Origin of the sequence: Streptomyces sp. AK08-02, from assembly GCF_033795085.1 — a bacterium.
Lineage (GTDB): Bacteria > Actinomycetota > Actinomycetes > Streptomycetales > Streptomycetaceae > Streptomyces > Streptomyces echiniscabiei.
This window is the reverse complement of the sequence record NZ_JARAZV010000014.1, coordinates 209887-225820: the sequence shown is the minus strand read 5'-3', so window position 1 is coordinate 225820 and position 15934 is coordinate 209887. Positions and strand designations below refer to the sequence as shown.

Here is a 15934-nt window from a genome sequence, read left to right as displayed (position 1 = left end):
TTCGTACCATTCTTGTCGAACACCAGCCACAGGCTGTTGTTGGAAAACAAAGGGAGCCGATGGCTGACGACCGCAAGACGACCGTACCCGTGTGGACGCTGGCGACCGCTGATGTCCGAGTGCCAGGGTTGACTACGGGCGAGTCGATGACGGCTGAGCGACTGGCTGAACTACGCGGAGTGCTGGCCGTCCTGGCCGACGAGCCGATCGTCACACTTGAGGTGCATCCGCTGCCCGACAAGATCGACCGCGGCCGTGGCATCCCGCTCGACGCCGCGAGTCCCCTGGCGCAGCACCTGTCACAGTTCATCACGCAATCGACGCGAAGTTCCCTTACGGCGGCCAGAGCGACCGCTTCCGGCGAGAGTCTGTATCGCATGGTGGTCCCGGCGAAGGTCGCCGCCCAGCTCGGGCAGGGCATCGTTCGCCCGATGGCCTCGAAGGCGGCAGCCGGTGGCGTCCACAGTGCACTCATGAACTCAACGGGCATCGCCGCCCAAGCGACGTTCGTGCCGGTCGGAGGAGCGGCAGCGGCGGGCGCAGTCGGTGGAGCCGGTGCAACAGCGGGCGTCGCGGTCGCCGGTGGCGCGGCGCTCACCGTGGCCGCTCCGCTCGTGCTCATGGCCGTGGCGGTGGGGGTGAGCGCGCATGCGGACCACCAGCGCCAGCAGGCCATCGCGCACATCACGGAACTGCTGGAGCAACTTCAGGAGGACAAGCTCGACGACGAGCACAGCGGACTCAACGGCTGCCGTGCCGCCATCGACAAGGCCACGGCCATCCTGCTCGATCAGGGCAAGCTCGGTGCCTCGCTGGGACTCGACTCGGCTGTGCACACCATCGACACGGCGCTGAGCAAGGCCGACATCCGCCTGGCCCGATGGCAGAGCGCGCTCGACAGACTCCCCGAGGGCGAGGCCGTCGAACTCGGCACGCTGACCAAGGCGTTCCCCGGCATCGACGACGGCGGCGGCATGTTCCGCACCCACCTCGAACTCGCTTCCCTGGCCATCGCGCTGATGCGGCGGGTCGTCGTCCTCCAAGCCGTCGAGCACGCCCAGAGCGACCCCGGCAATCCGTTCGAGAACTTCACCCGCGCACTCAAGCGCGACCACCAGCGCCTCGATGAACTGGAGTCGAGCATCGCCGGTGTCCTGGTACGCCTGTCGGCGCTGGAGCTCGCACGCCCGAACGGTTTGCGACCCGTCTTCACGACCGGTGAAGTCGATCGCCTCATGAGCGCGGCACACCGGATTCACAAGCTGGGCGACGGCATCACGGTCAACAGCCGCACGACAGACGTGGCGATTGAGATCGCCCGCAGCAAGGACGGCTCGGTCGTCGTGTTCCCTGCGCTGCCCGTGTAGGTGTGGGCGCGCTCGCACTCACTTTGTGGCGTGGGGTGGCCCGAAACCTCAGTGCGGACGTCATCACCTTCGGTGTCCGCACCTGCCCACCGGTTGCTGCCGAACCGGCAGCCGCACCCTCCCGCCCGTCGTCCACCGCTGAGCCCGAGCCCCTGTCGCACCGTGACCGCTGGACGCCAGATCAACACAGCGGTCACACTTGACCCCTGACCGTGACTGTTCATCACGCACACCGGGGGCAACGTGCCACAGGAGGCAATCTCCGACCGTTACGAACTCCTGGAGGAGCTCAGCCACGGCGGCATGGGCGACGTATGGCGCGGCTACGACGCCGTGCTCGACCGGCCCGTCGCTGTGAAGCTCATCCGGCAGGCATCGGTCACCTCCCCGCAGCTGGCCGAGGAGTTCGCCAAGCGATTCCGCCGCGAGGCCCGCATCACCGCGCGCATCCAGCACCCCGGCGTGCCACAGGTGTACGACGCGGTGCTCGACGCGTCGTACGAGCGTCTATTCCTGGTCATGGAGCTCGTCGACGGCGTACCGCTGTCCGCCTACCTCGACCCCGGTCGGCCGCTGCCGGTCAGCTGGGCGGCAGCCGTCGCCGCGCAGATCGCGACCGTGCTGTCGTACGCGCACGACGTGCCGGTCATCCACCGGGACCTCAAGCCGGGCAACATCCTCGTCGCACGCGACGGCACCGTGAAGGTCCTCGACTTCGGCATCGCGGCGATCCTGCGGACCGACGTCACCAAGTTGACCGCCACCGGCAGCCCCATCGGCACACACCAGTACATGTCGCCCGAGCAGGTCCGCGGCGGACGCATCACCCCGCAGACCGATCTGTATGCGCTGGGCTGTGTGCTGCACGAACTCCTCAGCGGGCGCCTCGTGTTCGAGGCGGAGAGCGAGTACCTGCTGATGTATCAGCACGTCAACGCCGCCCCCACCCCGCTGCGACAGCTGCGGTCCGACGTCCCCGAGGCACTGGAGGAGCTGGTCCTGCACCTGCTGCGCAAGGCGCCCGAGGCGCGGCCCGCCGACACGCAGGAGGTGTACGCGCGGCTGCTGCCGTTCCTGCCGCCGCCAGGCCAGGAGCCTGGCACGGCCGATGTCGGGCCGGCCGGCGCACCCGACCCGACGGGCGTGTTCCGTCGCCCGTACGCGCCCCGCGCCCGCGCCCAGGCGCCCGCACCCGGTGGTTCGACGCCGACAGCCGTCCTCCCGGGGGCCCAGCCGGTGCCCGTCCCCGCCCAGTTGCGCGAGGACATCAAGGAGGCGTACGCCCACTCCGACGCCCTGCTGGAGGAAGAGCGGTTCGCGCAGGCCGCCGAGGTGCTCGGCGAGGTCATCGAACCCGCGGCCCTCGCCCTCGGCTCCGAGAGCAAGCCGGTGCTGGCACTGCGCCGCCAGCGAGCGGCGATCCGCCTCCTCGGGGGCGACTACCGGGCCGCCCTGCCCGAGTTCGACGCCCTCGCCGACGCGTACGCCCGCATCGCCGGACCCACCAGCGAGCAGACCCGCGCCTGCCGCGCCCAGGCGGCACGGTGCCGCGCCGAACTCGGCCAGGTCACCGACGCGCTCACCGCACTCCAGGGCGTGCTGAACGTCGTACGGGCCGTCGACAGCGACGTGAGCGAGGAAGCGGTGGAGCTACGGCACAACATCGGGATGTTGCTGCTCGCCCAGGGCCGGACCGTCGAAGCCCGGCAGGTCCTCGAACCGCTCCATCAGGACATGTGCATGGTGTTCGGCCCCGACGACGAGATGACCGTCGAGATCGCCGAGGCACTGGCGCTGATCCGCCTCGACCTCGACGGCGACGCCGCCGGGTAACCCGCTCGTACACCTCGCAGGCACTCGTAGCCACTCCCAGCCACAGGACGCACGCAGCGCGCACGCAGAACGGGACACCATGCCACACCTCGCCTTCGACATCGGGTTCTGCGCCCAGCTCGGCAAACTCCAGGGCACTGACAAGCAGGGGGTCTTCGACGCCTGGGAGAAGTTCGAACTCCTCACCCTCGACCAGCTCTTCAAGGACCCCGGCCTGAAACTGGAGTCACTGAAGCAGGCCAAGGACCCGCACATCCGCACCATCCGCATAGCCCAGGGCACCCGCGGCGTCGTCCTCGCCCCCGACAGCGGCGACACCTTCGTACTGCTGCGCGTGATGCCGCACGACAAGGCCATCGCCTGGGCGATCAAACAGCGCGCCAGCATCAACACGGTCACCCGCGCCGTGGAGATCCGCGACATCGCCATGCTCGACGAACTGACGCCCGCGTATGAGCGGATCGCCGCCGCGCCCGACGAGCGGCTCTTCGCCAAGGTCTCCGACGGTGACCTGGCCGCCCTCGGCATCGACGGGACCACCCTGCGCCAGGCCCGTGTCCTCACCAGCAAAGAGCAACTGGAGGCCTTCGCCCCCTACTTCCCGCAGGACCAGAGGGAAGTCCTGGAGTACCTCGCCGAGGGCTTCACCGTGGAGGAGGTCTGGCGCGACCTGGTATCCGTCAACCTCCCCACCTCCGCGTCCGATCCGGTGGACACGACCGACTACGCGACCGCCATCCGTCACACCCGCACCCGCATCGCCCTCGTCACCGCCTCCGACGAACTGCGCGACATCCTCGACAGCCCGTTTGCCGCCTGGCGGGTCTACCTCCACCCCTCCCAGCACAAGGTCGCCTACCGGGCCAGCTACTCCGGACCGGCGCAGGTGACCGGCGGCCCCGGCACTGGCAAGACCGTCGTCGCCCTGCACCGCGTCAAGCACCTGCTGAAGTTCCTGCGCGACGGCGACCGCGTCCTGCTGACGACGTACACCAACGCTCTCGTCGCCGCACTGCGCACCGGACTCGCCACACTCATCGAGGACGAGGAACTGCGCGCCCGCGTGGACATCACCACCGTCGACGCCCTCGCCAGCCGCGTCGTCTCCACCTCGCGCCGCCCGCTGCGCGGCGGCGAGGAGGAGACCCGCTGGGAGCAGGCCGCCCGGGCCACTGGTTGCACCGGAACAGCCCAGTTCCTGGGCCAGGAGTACAAGCACGTCATCCTGGCCCAGGATCTGCGGAGTGAGGGGGAGTACGAGGCCGCTGACCGGCGTGGGCGGGGCAGCCGCCTCCCGGCCGCCGAACGCCCCCTGGTGTGGCGGACAGTCCAAGAGTTCACCGACCGTCTCGCGGCAGACGGCCGGCGCACCTACCTGGGGACGTGCACGGAGGCGGCCGACCTGCTCCGGGCGAACGGTCCGCTGTACCGGCACATCGTCGTCGACGAGGCGCAGGATCTGCACCCGGCCCAATGGCGGCTGCTGCGCGCGGCCGCCCCGGCGCGACCCGACGACCTGTTCATCGCCGGCGATCCTCATCAGCGCATCTACGACACGAAGGTCTCCCTGCGGGCCCTCGGCATCAAGGTCGCCGGACGATCCACCAAGATGCGGAAGAACTACCGCTCCACACACGAGATCCTCAGCTGGTCCACCGCCCTCCTCGTCGGCCGTCCCTTCGAGCAACTGGAAGACGACGCCCGCAACGAGACCCTCCTCGGCTATCGCTCGGCCCTGCACGGAAACGGCCCCGAGATGCATGCAGCCGCGTCGGAGGAAGCCGAACTCGACGCACTCGTCGACCGCGTAAGCGGGTGGACGGAGAACGGCGTGGCTCCGGGCGAGATCGGCGTCACCTCCCGTTTCAACAAAAGCGTCGAGAAGGCGCTCGCCAGGCTGGCGGCCGCCGGTATCCCGGCGGGGAAGTTGAGGGCCGACGCACCGGAAGGGGCGGACGCCGTCCGTGTCGGCACCATGCACTCGTTCAAGGGCCTGGAATTCCGCTGTGTCGCCGTGACCGGCGTGAACGCGGACGCCCTGCCCGCGCCGAAGGCGGTGACACCTGTCGAGGTGGACCGCCTCCAGCACGAAGCGGACCTCCTGTCCGAGCGCTGCCTGCTGTTCGTAGCTTGCACGCGGGCGCGGGACGGGCTCTATGTGTCGTGGACGGGGGAGCCGAGCCGGTTCTTGGCGGAGGCGAAAGTGACTGGCTGACTCAAGGGGGTGCAGGGTCGCGCTGCGAGGCAACTGCAGTGTGGTGCCAGTCGTGTACATCCTGGCCCGCTTCACCGCATACGCGGAGCGCGCCTGCGGTATGCCCTCGCGGTTTATCGACTACGTCTCGCACGCGACGGGCAAACCCTTCGAGATCGAGCACATCTGGCCCGACGACTACACCCGGTTCACTGACCAGTTCAATTCGCCGCAGGAGTTCGCCAGCTACCGCAACCGCCTCGGCGGACTAATCCTGCTGCCCCGCGGGTTCAACCAGTCCCTCGGCGCAGACGACTACTCGCACAAGGTCGTCGCCTACTTCGGCCAGAACCTGCTCGCCAAGACCCTCGCTGACCCCTGCTACCGCAACAACCCGACCTTCCTGGCGTTCCGGCAGAGCACCGGACTAGCTTTCAAGCCCTACGCCGTGTTCGATAAGCAGGCACTGGAAGAACGCCAGGACCTGTATAGGGAACTCGCCGAACGCGTCTGGAGCCCTGACCGGCTGCACGCCCAGTGACCCACCCGCTGCAAGGCAAGGGCGGGTCACCAGCCGGGGTAGCGGTCCCACCAGTGCGGGTCCCAGCCACCGCCGAACCCGCCGCCGCTGGGGGAGTCGGTGAGCTCGGTGATGAGGTCGCGGGCCAGGGTGTCGAGGACCCAGGCCAGTTCGTGGCGGCTGATCAGATTGACGGGCAGTGCCTCGACGCCGTGCGCCGCTCCGAGCAGCGCACCGGCCACGCAGGTGACCGAGTCGCCGTCCGGCGCCCCGGCTGCGAAGCTCAGCGCGGCGTTTACCTGGGCGCGGTCGGGGAAGGAGGCGGCGACATACAGGCCGCCGAGCAGTGCCGACGGCGCGGTGGCATCCGGTGCGAGTTTCGCGAGCCGTTCCGCGTCCGCGGGCTGGTCCTCGGCATGCTGAAGTGCCCCGTGAAGCCGATCGCGCTCCTCGGTGGTCAGGGCGGGGTCGGCATCAGGAAGGGCATAAAGGCCCTCCAGCAAGGCTTGCTGCACCTGCGACCGCCCGCCGAGCAGGTTTGCCTGCACCTGCGGACTGCTGGTCAGACAATGGCTGACCAGAACGGCAGCATGGGCTGCCGCGGACTGCGCGGCTGGGCCGCCGTGGGTGAGGGCAGCGAACTCCCGGGCCAACTCGACCGACTGCTCCGAGCCGTGTGCGACGACCACGGCGATGGGAAGGGTGCGGGTGAGCGCGTGGCAGCCGCGACTGGTCGTCGGACTCCCGTACGGTGCACTATCGATCTTGGACAGGGCCGCCACGGTCGCCGGTGCTGAGCCGCGTCGTTCGGCCAGCACGGGCACCTGGGCGAGCCAGCCGTCCGGCCACACCATGTCGGCGCTGCCCCAGGCCTGGGCCCAGCGCTTCCGCATCCGCTCGACCTCGATCCCCTGCAGGGCCGCCCACCGGCAGTAGGCGTGCCACACCACCGACGGCGGATGGCAGATGCCCTTGTGGGCGCCGCGCACCCACGCGCGGATGATGCCCTCGGCGGTGAAGCAGGCCAGCTGGGTGCTGACCCTGGCCCGCAGCGGGCCGTCGGCCGGCAACTTGCCGCGAGCAGCGCCCAGCGTGTCTCCCAGAGCCAGGCCGAGCAGCATCCCCCGCACCCGGGACACCGCCCCTTTCTCCTTAAGGAACTCCCTCTGCCGCGCTGGCTCAGCGTCAGGGCCCAGGTCCAGCTCCTCCTGTCGCTGCTCGGCATGGGCCTTGTCCTGTTCCTGCGGTGGGGTGCTGTGGGCCGGGGCCGGCCGGGGCGTGATCGGATCCGTCGCTGCGACGCCTGGACCGGTCGGCTGCCCGCCACCAGCCCCGGTGGTCAGCTCCTGCACCGCGTCGTGCATCTCGGGGTGCGCCGGGAGCTGCCAGCCGCCGGTCAACACCCGGCGCAGGTCATCCAGCGCGGTCTTTGAGTCGGTGCCAGTGGCCAGGTGGCTGTAGATCGCGGCGACGGCCGGGGTGCGGCTCTGCCCGGCAAGGCAGTGGAGCAAAACCCGCTTGCCTTCCTGACGCAGTCGCAGCACGTGACGGGCGGCCTGGTCCAGGACGTAGTGGAGGTTGGCGTTGTCTCCCTGACTGTCTACCAACCAGACGCGGACGTGCTCGACCTCGGCGCCGGGAAGGATCGGGTCCGTGCCGACACGGCACAGCGAAACCACGGCCTCGACGGGGACGGGCTCGGCGTCCTGGGTCAGGGCCAGGTTGCCTAGCACCACCCCGGGGTCGTGCGGGTGGGGAACGGCGAAACTGTGGTGGTTGCCGACAGACATGCGCGGCACCGAGGGCCAGCCCTGGGCGTCGTCGCTACCGCCGCGGGCGGTGAGCACCGCCAGCCGGACCAGGTCGGCCCCGGTGCGGCCGGGCCAGCCGTGGACGACTTGCTGCCACGGCAGGGGGATGCCGGAGCAGCCCCAGCGCGCGCCGAGCAGGGCGCCGGTGATCGCCGCGACGGTGTCCGTGTCCGTCCCGGCCCGCACCGCGGCCTCCAGGGCGAGGTGCAGATGCTGGGCGGGGAAGCTGTTCTTGGCGGGGAGGAACTCGGGGACGGCGGTGCGGGTGATCGCCGACCAAGCGGCTTGGAGTGCGTGGACGACCCAGCCGTTGTTGCCGAAGTGGTGCGGCGGGTTGGCCTCCGCCTCGTCCAGCCGCTGCGCCCACACGTCCCGGCGTTCCGTGGGTATCAGGTCCAGGCCGGCGCGTACGCCGTCGAGCGTGCCGTGGAGCACCGCAGTGCGGATGCCGGAGCACCACAGCACGCAGGCGTCGGCGCAGTCGGGGTCCGGGTGGGTCAGCGCGCTGACGGCGACGGCGGCCTCGGCCATCGCCGTGGGGTCGCCCAGGTAGGTCAGGGCGACGATCCCGGTGCGCATCAACGAGCCGTTGCCGGCGGCGCGGTCGTTGCCGCTGGTGAAGTGGCGGGCGGCGTCGAGCATCGCCGCACCCGGTGCTCCGGGGGTGCTGCGGGCGGTGCCCAGGACGGTACGGGTCTGGGCACCGACGTCGCTGGCGCCGCCGCTCAGCCAGCGCTGGAAGTTGGCGGCGATCGCGTCGAGGGCCTCAGGGCTACGCAGGTCCGCCCCGGTGGCCGCGACGTCGGCGATACACACCTGCATCTGGGTGTCGTCGGAGTACTCGCCGGGCTCGTACGGTCCCAGGCCGCCGCCGATCATCTGCGGCTGCTGGTCCTCGCTCAGCCTTGCCTTGAACTCGTAGGGCACGCCCAAGGCGTCCCCCACGGCCGCGCCGAGCAGCACGCCGGCGGCCCGGTCGGTGCCCCGCGCGTCCAGGTGGGGCTGCGGGGTGCGGGCGTGGGCCATGGAGCCTCCATTAGGTGCGGCGGCGCGCGGAGCGGGCCGAGCGGCTGGCGTGCGGGCAGCGATCGCAGGCGTAAGCAACGGGAACCGTGCAGGCACGGCGGAATGCCGAACAAGGAGTAGCTCTCGGCGGATAACGCTCCGCCACATTGGCACGACATCTCGCTTATCGTCAATAAGACATTATCGGCACGTTCGCCAGGGTGAGCGCCAGCAAGGGAAGCCGTGGTGGCATCCGTACGGCGAAGTCGCCCGCTCGGACGGTGAGGCGGGTCGGGCCGGGAACATCGCCTCCATCCAATCCGGTCTGTGTCACGGCGGTGCGCCCATGGCGCGTGCTGTAGGGGGTGCGAGGCTTGGCTGGGCGGCGTGGGGGGCATCGGAGTTGCATGGTGGATACAAGCTATTGGGAAACGATCTCTGTCTGATTGGGAAGGTCCTGTAGAACGTGCTCGTATCCCCAGCTCAGACCCACCCGTGAACGGCCCACCGCAGCTCAAAGCCCCAGTCGGAGTCATCCGGCTGGGGCTTTTTGGTGCCGTACAGCAGCGAAGTACAGCAATCACTTCCGATCTTGCTGTGCCGGAGGATCTGCATCGCGACCCGGGGGTGTACGTCGAGCGCGGCGAGGGCCATGCCACCGCGCCCGTTTCGAGCCTCTCTTCTGGAGCATCATCAGCCCATGTCCGATGGGGGAGCACGGCGTTGGCGTCGCTGGCGTCTGGGAAACGGCGTACTGGCATGTTGTGCGTTCGTGGCGACGATTCGGGCACTGCAGTCGGGGCTGAGTGGCGATTACCGAGGGATGGACTGGGCCGCTGTCATCGGCGTGCCCCTGACGTTGTACGGGCTGCTGTCGGCCCGGACGCAGAACCGGGCAGAGCTCTACGCGGACAAGGTGATCGAGGATCTGGTGTCCGCCTCCAAGAAGCGGTGGGGGCCGCAGCGCTACCAGTTGCTCGGCCAAGGCCACCATGCGATCAACCTCGGCTTCCAGGTCATGAACGAGCCACCCGGTGCGCCGGCCGATCCAGGCCAGGACTGTGTGGACAAGCGCCGAATCCTGCCAGTGCTGGACGGACTCGACGAGATGGACGCGGGCAGTGATCCTCATGATGCCGCGCCGCGCGCCGTCGCTGTGATGAAGGCTCTCAACGCCTCCCTTGCCGGTCACACCGGCGCCCCCGTCGTTCTCGCCTGTCGTTCCTGGCGCTACCGCGCGTTGGTCGACTCCGGCCACGCTCTGGCCCAAGCCACCCATATCCAGATCGCCCCGCTCACCGCGGGCCAGGCCTGCGGCTACCTCACCCGGCGCAGCACAACGTCCGCCGACCGCTTGGCGGTGCTCCTGGACGGGCTGCACGCAAGCGACCCAGCGGCACCCGTGCCCTGGTTGTCCACACCACGGCGGGTCACCCTGGTCGCCGCAGCACTGGCCGGCGGCACCCACCCCCGAGAACTACTCAGCCATGCCCAACGCGGCTTGGCCGCCGCCGACGAATCCTGTCCTGGTCCTCCGTCAGTGCGTCCATGCGTCCAACGGCTCGAAACGGGCGGTTACCGCAAGCTCTTCGCGAAGCAGCAGCTCAGGTCGTGGTGGCGGTAGTAGCCGAACTTGGCGCAGGGTGCATAGCCGCTGGACGTGTAGAGGGCTATGGCCTCCGGCTGTCTGGTGCCGGTCTCCAGGACCATGCGGGTGCGGCCGACGGTGCGGGCGTCCTCCTCCAGGGCGGCGAGTATGCGGCGGGCCAGGCCGAGTCCGCGTGCCTCCTGGACGACGAACATCCGCTTCAGTTCGGCGTCGCCGTTCAGATAGCCCTCGGCGTTCGCGTCGTCGTCGTGGCCGCGCCAGCCGCCGGTGGCGACGGGGCGGTCCTGGTCGTCGTACGCGATCAGGTAGAGGCCGGACGGCGGGTCGAACATCGCCGGGTCGAGGTGGGTCGCGTCGCCCTCGTCGTCGTAGCGTGCGGCGTACTCGGCCTGGACCTGGTCGTTGAGCTTGACGGCGTCGGGGTGGTCGAAGGAGACCCGGCGGATATTCATGCCGCATACGGTACATCTATGCATGTCGCTGTCGCCAGAGGCTTTCCCTCTACCGGTATCGTGCCCGCGTGCTGACTGTGACCAGTGTGAATGTGAACGGGCTCCGTGCCGCCGCGAAGAAGGGCTTCGTGGAGTGGCTCGCCGGAACCTCAGCCGACGTGCTGTGCCTCCAGGAGGTGCGCGCCGAACCGCAGCAACTGCCGGAGGAGGTCCGCGCGCCCGAGGGCTGGTACGTCACGCACGCGCCCGCCGCCGCCAAGGGCCGCGCCGGCGTCTCCCTCTACAGCCGGCGCGAGCCGGACCGTGTTCAGGTCGGCTTCGGTTCGGAGGAGTTCGACGGCAGCGGGCGGTACGTCGAGGCCGATCTGCCCGGCGTGACCGTCGCCAGCCTGTACCTGCCGTCCGGTGAGGTCGGCACGGAACGGCAGGACGAGAAGATCCGGTTCATGGACGAGTTTCTGGCGTACCTGAAGGGTCTGCGGGCGCGGGCCGCCGCCGACGGGCGTGAAGTCGTCGTCTGCGGTGACTGGAACATCGCCCACCAGCCCGCCGACCTCAAGAACTGGCGCGCCAACCAGAAGAGCTCCGGGTTCCTGCCGGAGGAGCGGGAGTGGCTCGGGCGGGTGCTCGACGCTGGGGACGGTGGCTATGTGGATGTGGTGCGGGCGCTGCATCCGGACGTCGACGGGCCCTACTCGTGGTGGTCGTACCGGGGGCGGGCCTTCGACAATGATTCAGGCTGGAGGATCGACTACGAGATCTCGACGCCGGGGCTCGCCGCCAAGGCGGTCAAGGGGTACGTCGAGCGCGCGGCGACGCATGAGGAGCGCTGGTCGGACCACGCGCCCGTCACGGTCGTCTACGACCTCTGAGCTGCCCCACACCCGGAGCTTCAGGTGTCCTGGCGCATACGTCGGTCCAGCGCCAGCGACAGTTCCGCCTCCACCACCCGTTGCGCCAGCGGGCGCAGGCGGGCCGGGTCCGCGTCGGCGGCGTGGGTGAGGATCACGTTCGTGAAGATCTCGGCCAGGGCGTCCGTGTGTTCGCGTACCAGTTTGCCCGCCGCCAGGACGGCTGACAGCGGGATGCCCTCCTGGACCAGTGCCGAAGAGGCGTCCAGGAGGCTGCGGCTGATGTGGACGATCTGTTCGCCGTCGGTACCCAGGTAGCCGAGGTCCATCGCGGCGGCGAGGTTCTCGGGAGTGGAGTCCGGGCCGAAGCGGTCGGCGAGATCCTCGGGGGTCAGGCGGACCGGGGTCTCCTCGGTGGGGTCGCCGAGGCCGAGCAGGTCGGCGACGTCGCGGCCGTGGTCGAAGGCCTCGGCCAGTTCCGCGATGCCGTTGAGGGTGTGTCCGCGTTCAAGCAGCGCGGAGATCGTGCGCAGTCGGGCCAGATGGTGGTCGTCGTACCAGGCGATGCGGCCCTCGCGGCGGGGTGGCGGGATCAGTCTGCGTTCGCGGTAGAAGCGCAGGGTGCGGACGGTGATGCCGGCCAGCCCGGCCAGCTCTTCCATCCGGTACTCACGCTGTTCGGCGTTCTCTGCGTCTGCCACGTCGGAACCTTAAGGCGTACCCCCGGTAACTTTCCCCCTTCCGGACCCTACCCATCGGTACGGACCTCCTCTACTCTCCCCATTGCGCCAGTGTTCACTGGCGCGGTCGCGCAGGGAAGGGCATCGGCATGGCCGAACAGGAAGCCGAACGCGAAGCCGAACACGAACATGTGCGGGTGGCGGTGATCGGGTCCGGGTTCGGGGGGCTCGGGGCCGCCGTACGGCTGCGTCGTGAGGGGGTCACCGACTTCGTCGTGCTGGAGCGGGCCGGCAGCGTCGGCGGGACCTGGCGCGACAACAGCTATCCGGGCTGCGCCTGTGACGTGCCGTCCCATCTCTACTCGTTCTCCTTCGCGCCCAATCCCGACTGGCCGCGCGCCTTCTCCGGGCAGGAGCACATCCGCGCCTATCTGGAGCACGTCACCGACGTCTTCGGGCTGCGGCCCCATCTCCGCCTCAACTCCGACGTCAAGAAGATGACTTGGGACGCGAGCCGGTTGGCGTGGGTCATCGAGACCAGTAGCGGGACCCTGCTCGCCGACCTCGTCGTCTCCGCCACCGGGCCCCTCTCCGACCCCAGGGTGCCGGACGTCCCGGGGCTCGACACCTTCCCCGGCAAGGTCTTCCACTCCGCGCGCTGGGACCACGACTACGACCTGCGCGGCAAGCGGGTCGCGGTGGTCGGGACCGGGGCCTCCGCCATCCAGATCGTGCCCGCCATCCAGCCGGACGTCTCCCGCCTCACCCTCTTCCAGCGCACCCCGCCCTGGGTCATGCCCCGCATCGACCGGGCGATCGGCGGCGCCGAGCGCGCCGTGCACCGCGCGTTGCCCTTCACCACCCGGCTGCGGCGCGGACTGTCCTGGGGCGTAAGGGAGTTGCAGGTCCAGGCGTTCACGAAACATCCGGGCGAGCTCGGGGCCGTCGAGGCGCTGGCCAAGCGCAACATGCACCGCGCCGTCAAGGATCCGGCCCTGCGCGCCAAGCTCACCCCCGACTACCGGATCGGCTGCAAGCGCATCCTGCTGTCGAGCGCGTACTATCCGGCGCTCACCAGGCCCAACGTGGACGTCGTGGCCAGCGGGTTGAGCGAGGTGCGGGGTTCCACCGTCGTCGCGGCCGACGGGAGTACGGCCGAGGTCGACGCCATCGTCTTCGGTACGGGGTTCCACGTCACCGACATGCCCATCGCGGACCGGGTCGTCGGGGCCGACGGGCGGACACTCGCCGAGGTCTGGGCGGAGAGCGGGATGCGGGCGCTGCGCGGTGCCTCCGCCACCGGATTCCCCAACTGGATGACGATCATCGGGCCCAACACTGGCCTCGGGAACTCCTCCATGATCCTGATGATCGAGTCCCAGCTGAGCTATATGGCCGACTACGTACGGCAGTTGGACGTTCTCGGGGGCCGGGTGGCCCTCGACGCCCGGCCCGCCGCCGTCGACGCCTGGAACGACCGGGTCCAGCGGCGGATGCTGCGCACGGTGTGGAGCACGGGCGGGTGCAGCAGCTGGTACCTCGACGCGAACGGGCGCAACACCACCATCTGGCCCGGTACGACCTCCGAGTTCCGGCGGGCGACCCGGCGGGTGGATCTCGCCGAGTACGAGGTCCTGCGGGCGAGCGGCCGTGCGGGCAACAGCACCGAGGGTGCCGACTCCGCTGTGGAGGTGGGCGCGTGAGCCGGCTGACGCGGTCGGGGCGAGCGGCATCCGTGGCGGACGGTCCGTACGCCCCGCCCGTCCCCTCCCGTGAGCTGACCGCCGTCTCGGCCGACGGTGCCCGGCTGCATGTCGAGGTGCACGGCGTGGCCGACGGGCCCGTGGTCGTTCTCGCCCACGGCTGGACCTGCTCCACCGCCTTCTGGGCCGCCCAGATCCGCGAACTCGCCCTCGATCACCGGGTCGTCGCCTACGACCAGCGCGGTCACGGACGCAGCCCGGCGAGCCCCGTCTGCAGTACCGACCTCCTCGCCGACGACCTGGAAGCCGTCCTCGCGGCGACCCTGGCGCCCGGCGAGAAAGCCGTGGTCGTGGGTCACTCCATGGGCGGGATGACGGTGCTGGCCGCGTCCACGCGCCCGCGGTTCCGGGAGCACACGGCGGCCGTACTGCTGTGCAGCACCGGCAGTTCGCGGCTCGTCGCCGAGGCGCTGGTCCTCCCGATGCGCGCCGGGCGACTGCGCGCCTGGCTCACCCGGCGGAGCCTCAGCTCGCGCGCCCCGATGGGACCGGTCACGCCGGTCTCCAAGCGGATCCTCAAGTACGCGACGATGGGCGCCGGTTCGACGCCCGCCATGGTCGAGGCATGCGCCCGGATCGTGCACGCGTGTCCGCGCAAGGTGCGGTACGCCTGGTCGCGGGTGCTGGACGGGGTTCAACTCGACGTCCAGGTAAGGGAGTTGACTGTGCCGACCGCTGTCGTCGTCGGTACCGCCGACCGGCTCACCCCGCCCGTTCACGCGCGGGCGCTGGCCGCCGCCCTGCCCCGGTGCCACAGCGCGACCGAGCTGCCCGGGCTCGGGCACATGACGCCGGTCGAGGCGCCGGGGGCGGTGACCGGGATGATCCGTGAACTCGGGCTGAAGTACGGGCGGTTGGGGGCACCGGGCAGGCAGGACACACAGGCCGGCAGCAGTGTACGTATGGAGGAGAGCGCATGAGCAAGGTCAGTCTGGACGGGCAGGTCGCTGTCGTCACGGGGGCCGCTCGGGGAGTCGGTGAGCTGCTCGCGCGCAAGCTCTCCGCTCGCGGGGCCAGGGTCGCGCTGGTCGGGCTGGAGGCCGAGGCGCTCAAGGAGGTGGCCGGCCGGCTGCATACCGACAGTGCGTACTGGCACGCCGACGTCACCGATCACGAGGCGATGTCCCGGGTGGCAGCGGAGGTCAAGGAGCGCTTCGGGAAGGTCGACATCGTCGTCGCCAACGCCGGGGTCGCGAGCGGCGGGCCCTTCGTCGACTCCGATCCGGAGTCGTGGCGGCGGGTCATCGAGGTCAATCTGATCGGGTCGGCGGTCACGGGCCGGGCGTTCCTGCCGGTGCTGACCGAGAGCCGCGGGTATCTCCTGCAGATCGCGTCCCTCGCCGCGATGACGCCGGCGCCGATGATGTCCGCGTACTGCGCGTCCAAGTCGGGCGTCGAGGCGTACGCGCACTGTCTGCGCGCCGAGGTCGGGTACAAGGGTGTCGGGGTGGGCGTCGCGTATCTGTCCTGGACCGACACCGACATGGTGCGGGGGGCCGACCAGGACGACGTCATGCGGGAGTTGAGGCAGCGGCTGCCGTGGCCGGCCAGTAAGACGTATCCGCTGGGGCCGGCCGTCGACCGGCTCGTGGCGGGCATCGAGCGACGGTCCAGCCATGTGTACGGGCAGTGGTGGCTGCGTGGGATGCAGGGGGTACGGGGGTATCTGCCGGGGCTGATCGGTGCGGTGGGGCAGCGGGAGGTCGGGCGGTTCTCGGGGCGGTTGCAGGGGATGGGTACCGGGCTGGTCGGCGCGGGTGGGGCGGCGGACGAGGAGGCCCGGGGGGTGGCTGTCGGGCGGGGGTCGGACACGGTCGGTGACTGAACGTTACTGATCGAAATGCGTGCG

Annotated in this window: 12 protein-coding genes; 9 read left to right on the top strand and 3 right to left on the bottom strand. The window is 70.0% G+C overall.

Going from position 1 to position 15934, the window contains the following annotated elements:
• The first annotated feature begins 59 nt into the window (after positions 1-59).
• The 4 genes from PV734_RS29015 (at position 60) to PV734_RS29000 (ending at position 5935) form a co-directional block, all read left to right on the top strand.
• Positions 60-1367 (top strand): hypothetical protein, encoded by a 1308-nt coding sequence (locus tag PV734_RS29015; protein ID WP_319292705.1) that lies wholly within the window; start codon positions 60-62, stop codon positions 1365-1367.
• A gap of 243 nt (positions 1368-1610) precedes the next feature.
• Positions 1611-3200: a serine/threonine-protein kinase gene (locus PV734_RS29010; RefSeq protein ID WP_319292624.1), complete on the top strand. Its 1590-nt coding sequence runs from the start codon at positions 1611-1613 to the stop codon at positions 3198-3200.
• A 79-nt stretch (positions 3201-3279) separates the two neighbouring features.
• On the top strand, positions 3280-5415 hold the full coding sequence (locus tag PV734_RS29005; protein ID WP_319292623.1) for a UvrD-helicase domain-containing protein: 2136 nt from the start codon (positions 3280-3282) through the stop codon (positions 5413-5415).
• A gap of 52 nt (positions 5416-5467) precedes the next feature.
• Positions 5468-5935, top strand: coding sequence for a GmrSD restriction endonuclease domain-containing protein (locus tag PV734_RS29000; RefSeq protein WP_319292622.1), 468 nt, complete (start codon positions 5468-5470; stop codon positions 5933-5935).
• A 26-nt stretch (positions 5936-5961) separates the two neighbouring features.
• Here the strand turns inward: PV734_RS29000 and PV734_RS28995 are convergent, their stop codons facing one another.
• Positions 5962-8751: an ADP-ribosylglycohydrolase family protein gene (locus PV734_RS28995; protein WP_319292621.1), complete on the bottom strand. Its 2790-nt coding sequence runs from the start codon at positions 8749-8751 to the stop codon at positions 5962-5964.
• Positions 8752-9553: 802 nt separating this feature from the next.
• Here PV734_RS28995 and PV734_RS28990 point away from each other — a divergent pair.
• On the top strand, positions 9554-10354 hold the full coding sequence (locus PV734_RS28990) for a hypothetical protein (RefSeq protein ID WP_319292620.1): 801 nt from the start codon (positions 9554-9556) through the stop codon (positions 10352-10354).
• Here the strand turns inward: PV734_RS28990 and PV734_RS28985 are convergent.
• The gene (locus PV734_RS28985; protein WP_319292619.1) at positions 10306-10791 is read right to left on the bottom strand and encodes a GNAT family N-acetyltransferase; all 486 of its coding nucleotides are present in this window, start codon (positions 10789-10791) and stop codon (positions 10306-10308) included. The genes PV734_RS28990 and PV734_RS28985 overlap by 49 nt on opposite strands.
• A gap of 68 nt (positions 10792-10859) precedes the next feature.
• Here PV734_RS28985 and PV734_RS28980 point away from each other — a divergent pair, with 68 nt between their 5' ends.
• On the top strand, positions 10860-11663 hold the full coding sequence (locus tag PV734_RS28980) for an exodeoxyribonuclease III (protein ID WP_319292618.1): 804 nt from the start codon (positions 10860-10862) through the stop codon (positions 11661-11663).
• Between the two features lie 20 nt (positions 11664-11683).
• Here the strand turns inward: PV734_RS28980 and PV734_RS28975 are convergent, their stop codons facing one another.
• Positions 11684-12304 carry a MerR family transcriptional regulator gene (locus tag PV734_RS28975; RefSeq protein ID WP_319097908.1) on the bottom strand — a complete coding sequence of 207 codons (621 nt, stop codon included), beginning with the start codon at positions 12302-12304 and terminating at the stop codon, positions 11684-11686.
• 167 nt (positions 12305-12471) lie between these two features.
• Here PV734_RS28975 and PV734_RS28970 point away from each other — a divergent pair, with 167 nt between their 5' ends.
• The 3 genes from PV734_RS28970 to PV734_RS28960 are packed head-to-tail and all read left to right on the top strand — an operon-like array spanning position 12472 to position 15910.
• Entirely contained in the window at positions 12472-14025 is a 1554-nt protein-coding gene (locus PV734_RS28970) for an NAD(P)/FAD-dependent oxidoreductase (RefSeq protein ID WP_319292617.1), read from the top strand.
• On the top strand, positions 14022-15005 hold the full coding sequence (locus PV734_RS28965) for an alpha/beta hydrolase (RefSeq protein WP_319292616.1): 984 nt from the start codon (positions 14022-14024) through the stop codon (positions 15003-15005). Before PV734_RS28970 ends, PV734_RS28965 begins: the two co-directional genes overlap by 4 nt.
• Entirely contained in the window at positions 15002-15910 is a 909-nt protein-coding gene (locus tag PV734_RS28960; protein WP_319292615.1) for an SDR family oxidoreductase, read from the top strand. The genes PV734_RS28965 and PV734_RS28960 overlap by 4 nt, the downstream gene beginning before the upstream one ends.
• The last annotated feature ends 24 nt before the right edge of the window (positions 15911-15934 follow it).

Bases quoted from the DNA above. Each gene is read 5' to 3' on its own strand.
- PV734_RS28995 (WP_319292621.1), bottom strand. From the start codon at position 8,751: ATGGCCCACGCCCGCACCCCGCAGCCCCACCTGGACGCGCGGGGCACC.
- PV734_RS28975 (WP_319097908.1), bottom strand. From the start codon at position 12,304: ATGGAAGAGCTGGCCGGGCTGGCCGGCATCACCGTCCGCACCCTGCGC.
- PV734_RS28990 (WP_319292620.1), top strand. From the start codon at position 9,554: ATGGACTGGGCCGCTGTCATCGGCGTGCCCCTGACGTTGTACGGGCTG.
- PV734_RS29005 (WP_319292623.1), top strand. From the start codon at position 3,280: ATGCCACACCTCGCCTTCGACATCGGGTTCTGCGCCCAGCTCGGCAAA.
- PV734_RS28985 (WP_319292619.1), bottom strand. From the start codon at position 10,791: ATGAATATCCGCCGGGTCTCCTTCGACCACCCCGACGCCGTCAAGCTC.
- PV734_RS28960 (WP_319292615.1), top strand. From the start codon at position 15,002: ATGAGCAAGGTCAGTCTGGACGGGCAGGTCGCTGTCGTCACGGGGGCC.
- PV734_RS28970 (WP_319292617.1), top strand. From the start codon at position 12,472: ATGGCCGAACAGGAAGCCGAACGCGAAGCCGAACACGAACATGTGCGG.
- PV734_RS29015 (WP_319292705.1), top strand. From the start codon at position 60: ATGGCTGACGACCGCAAGACGACCGTACCCGTGTGGACGCTGGCGACC.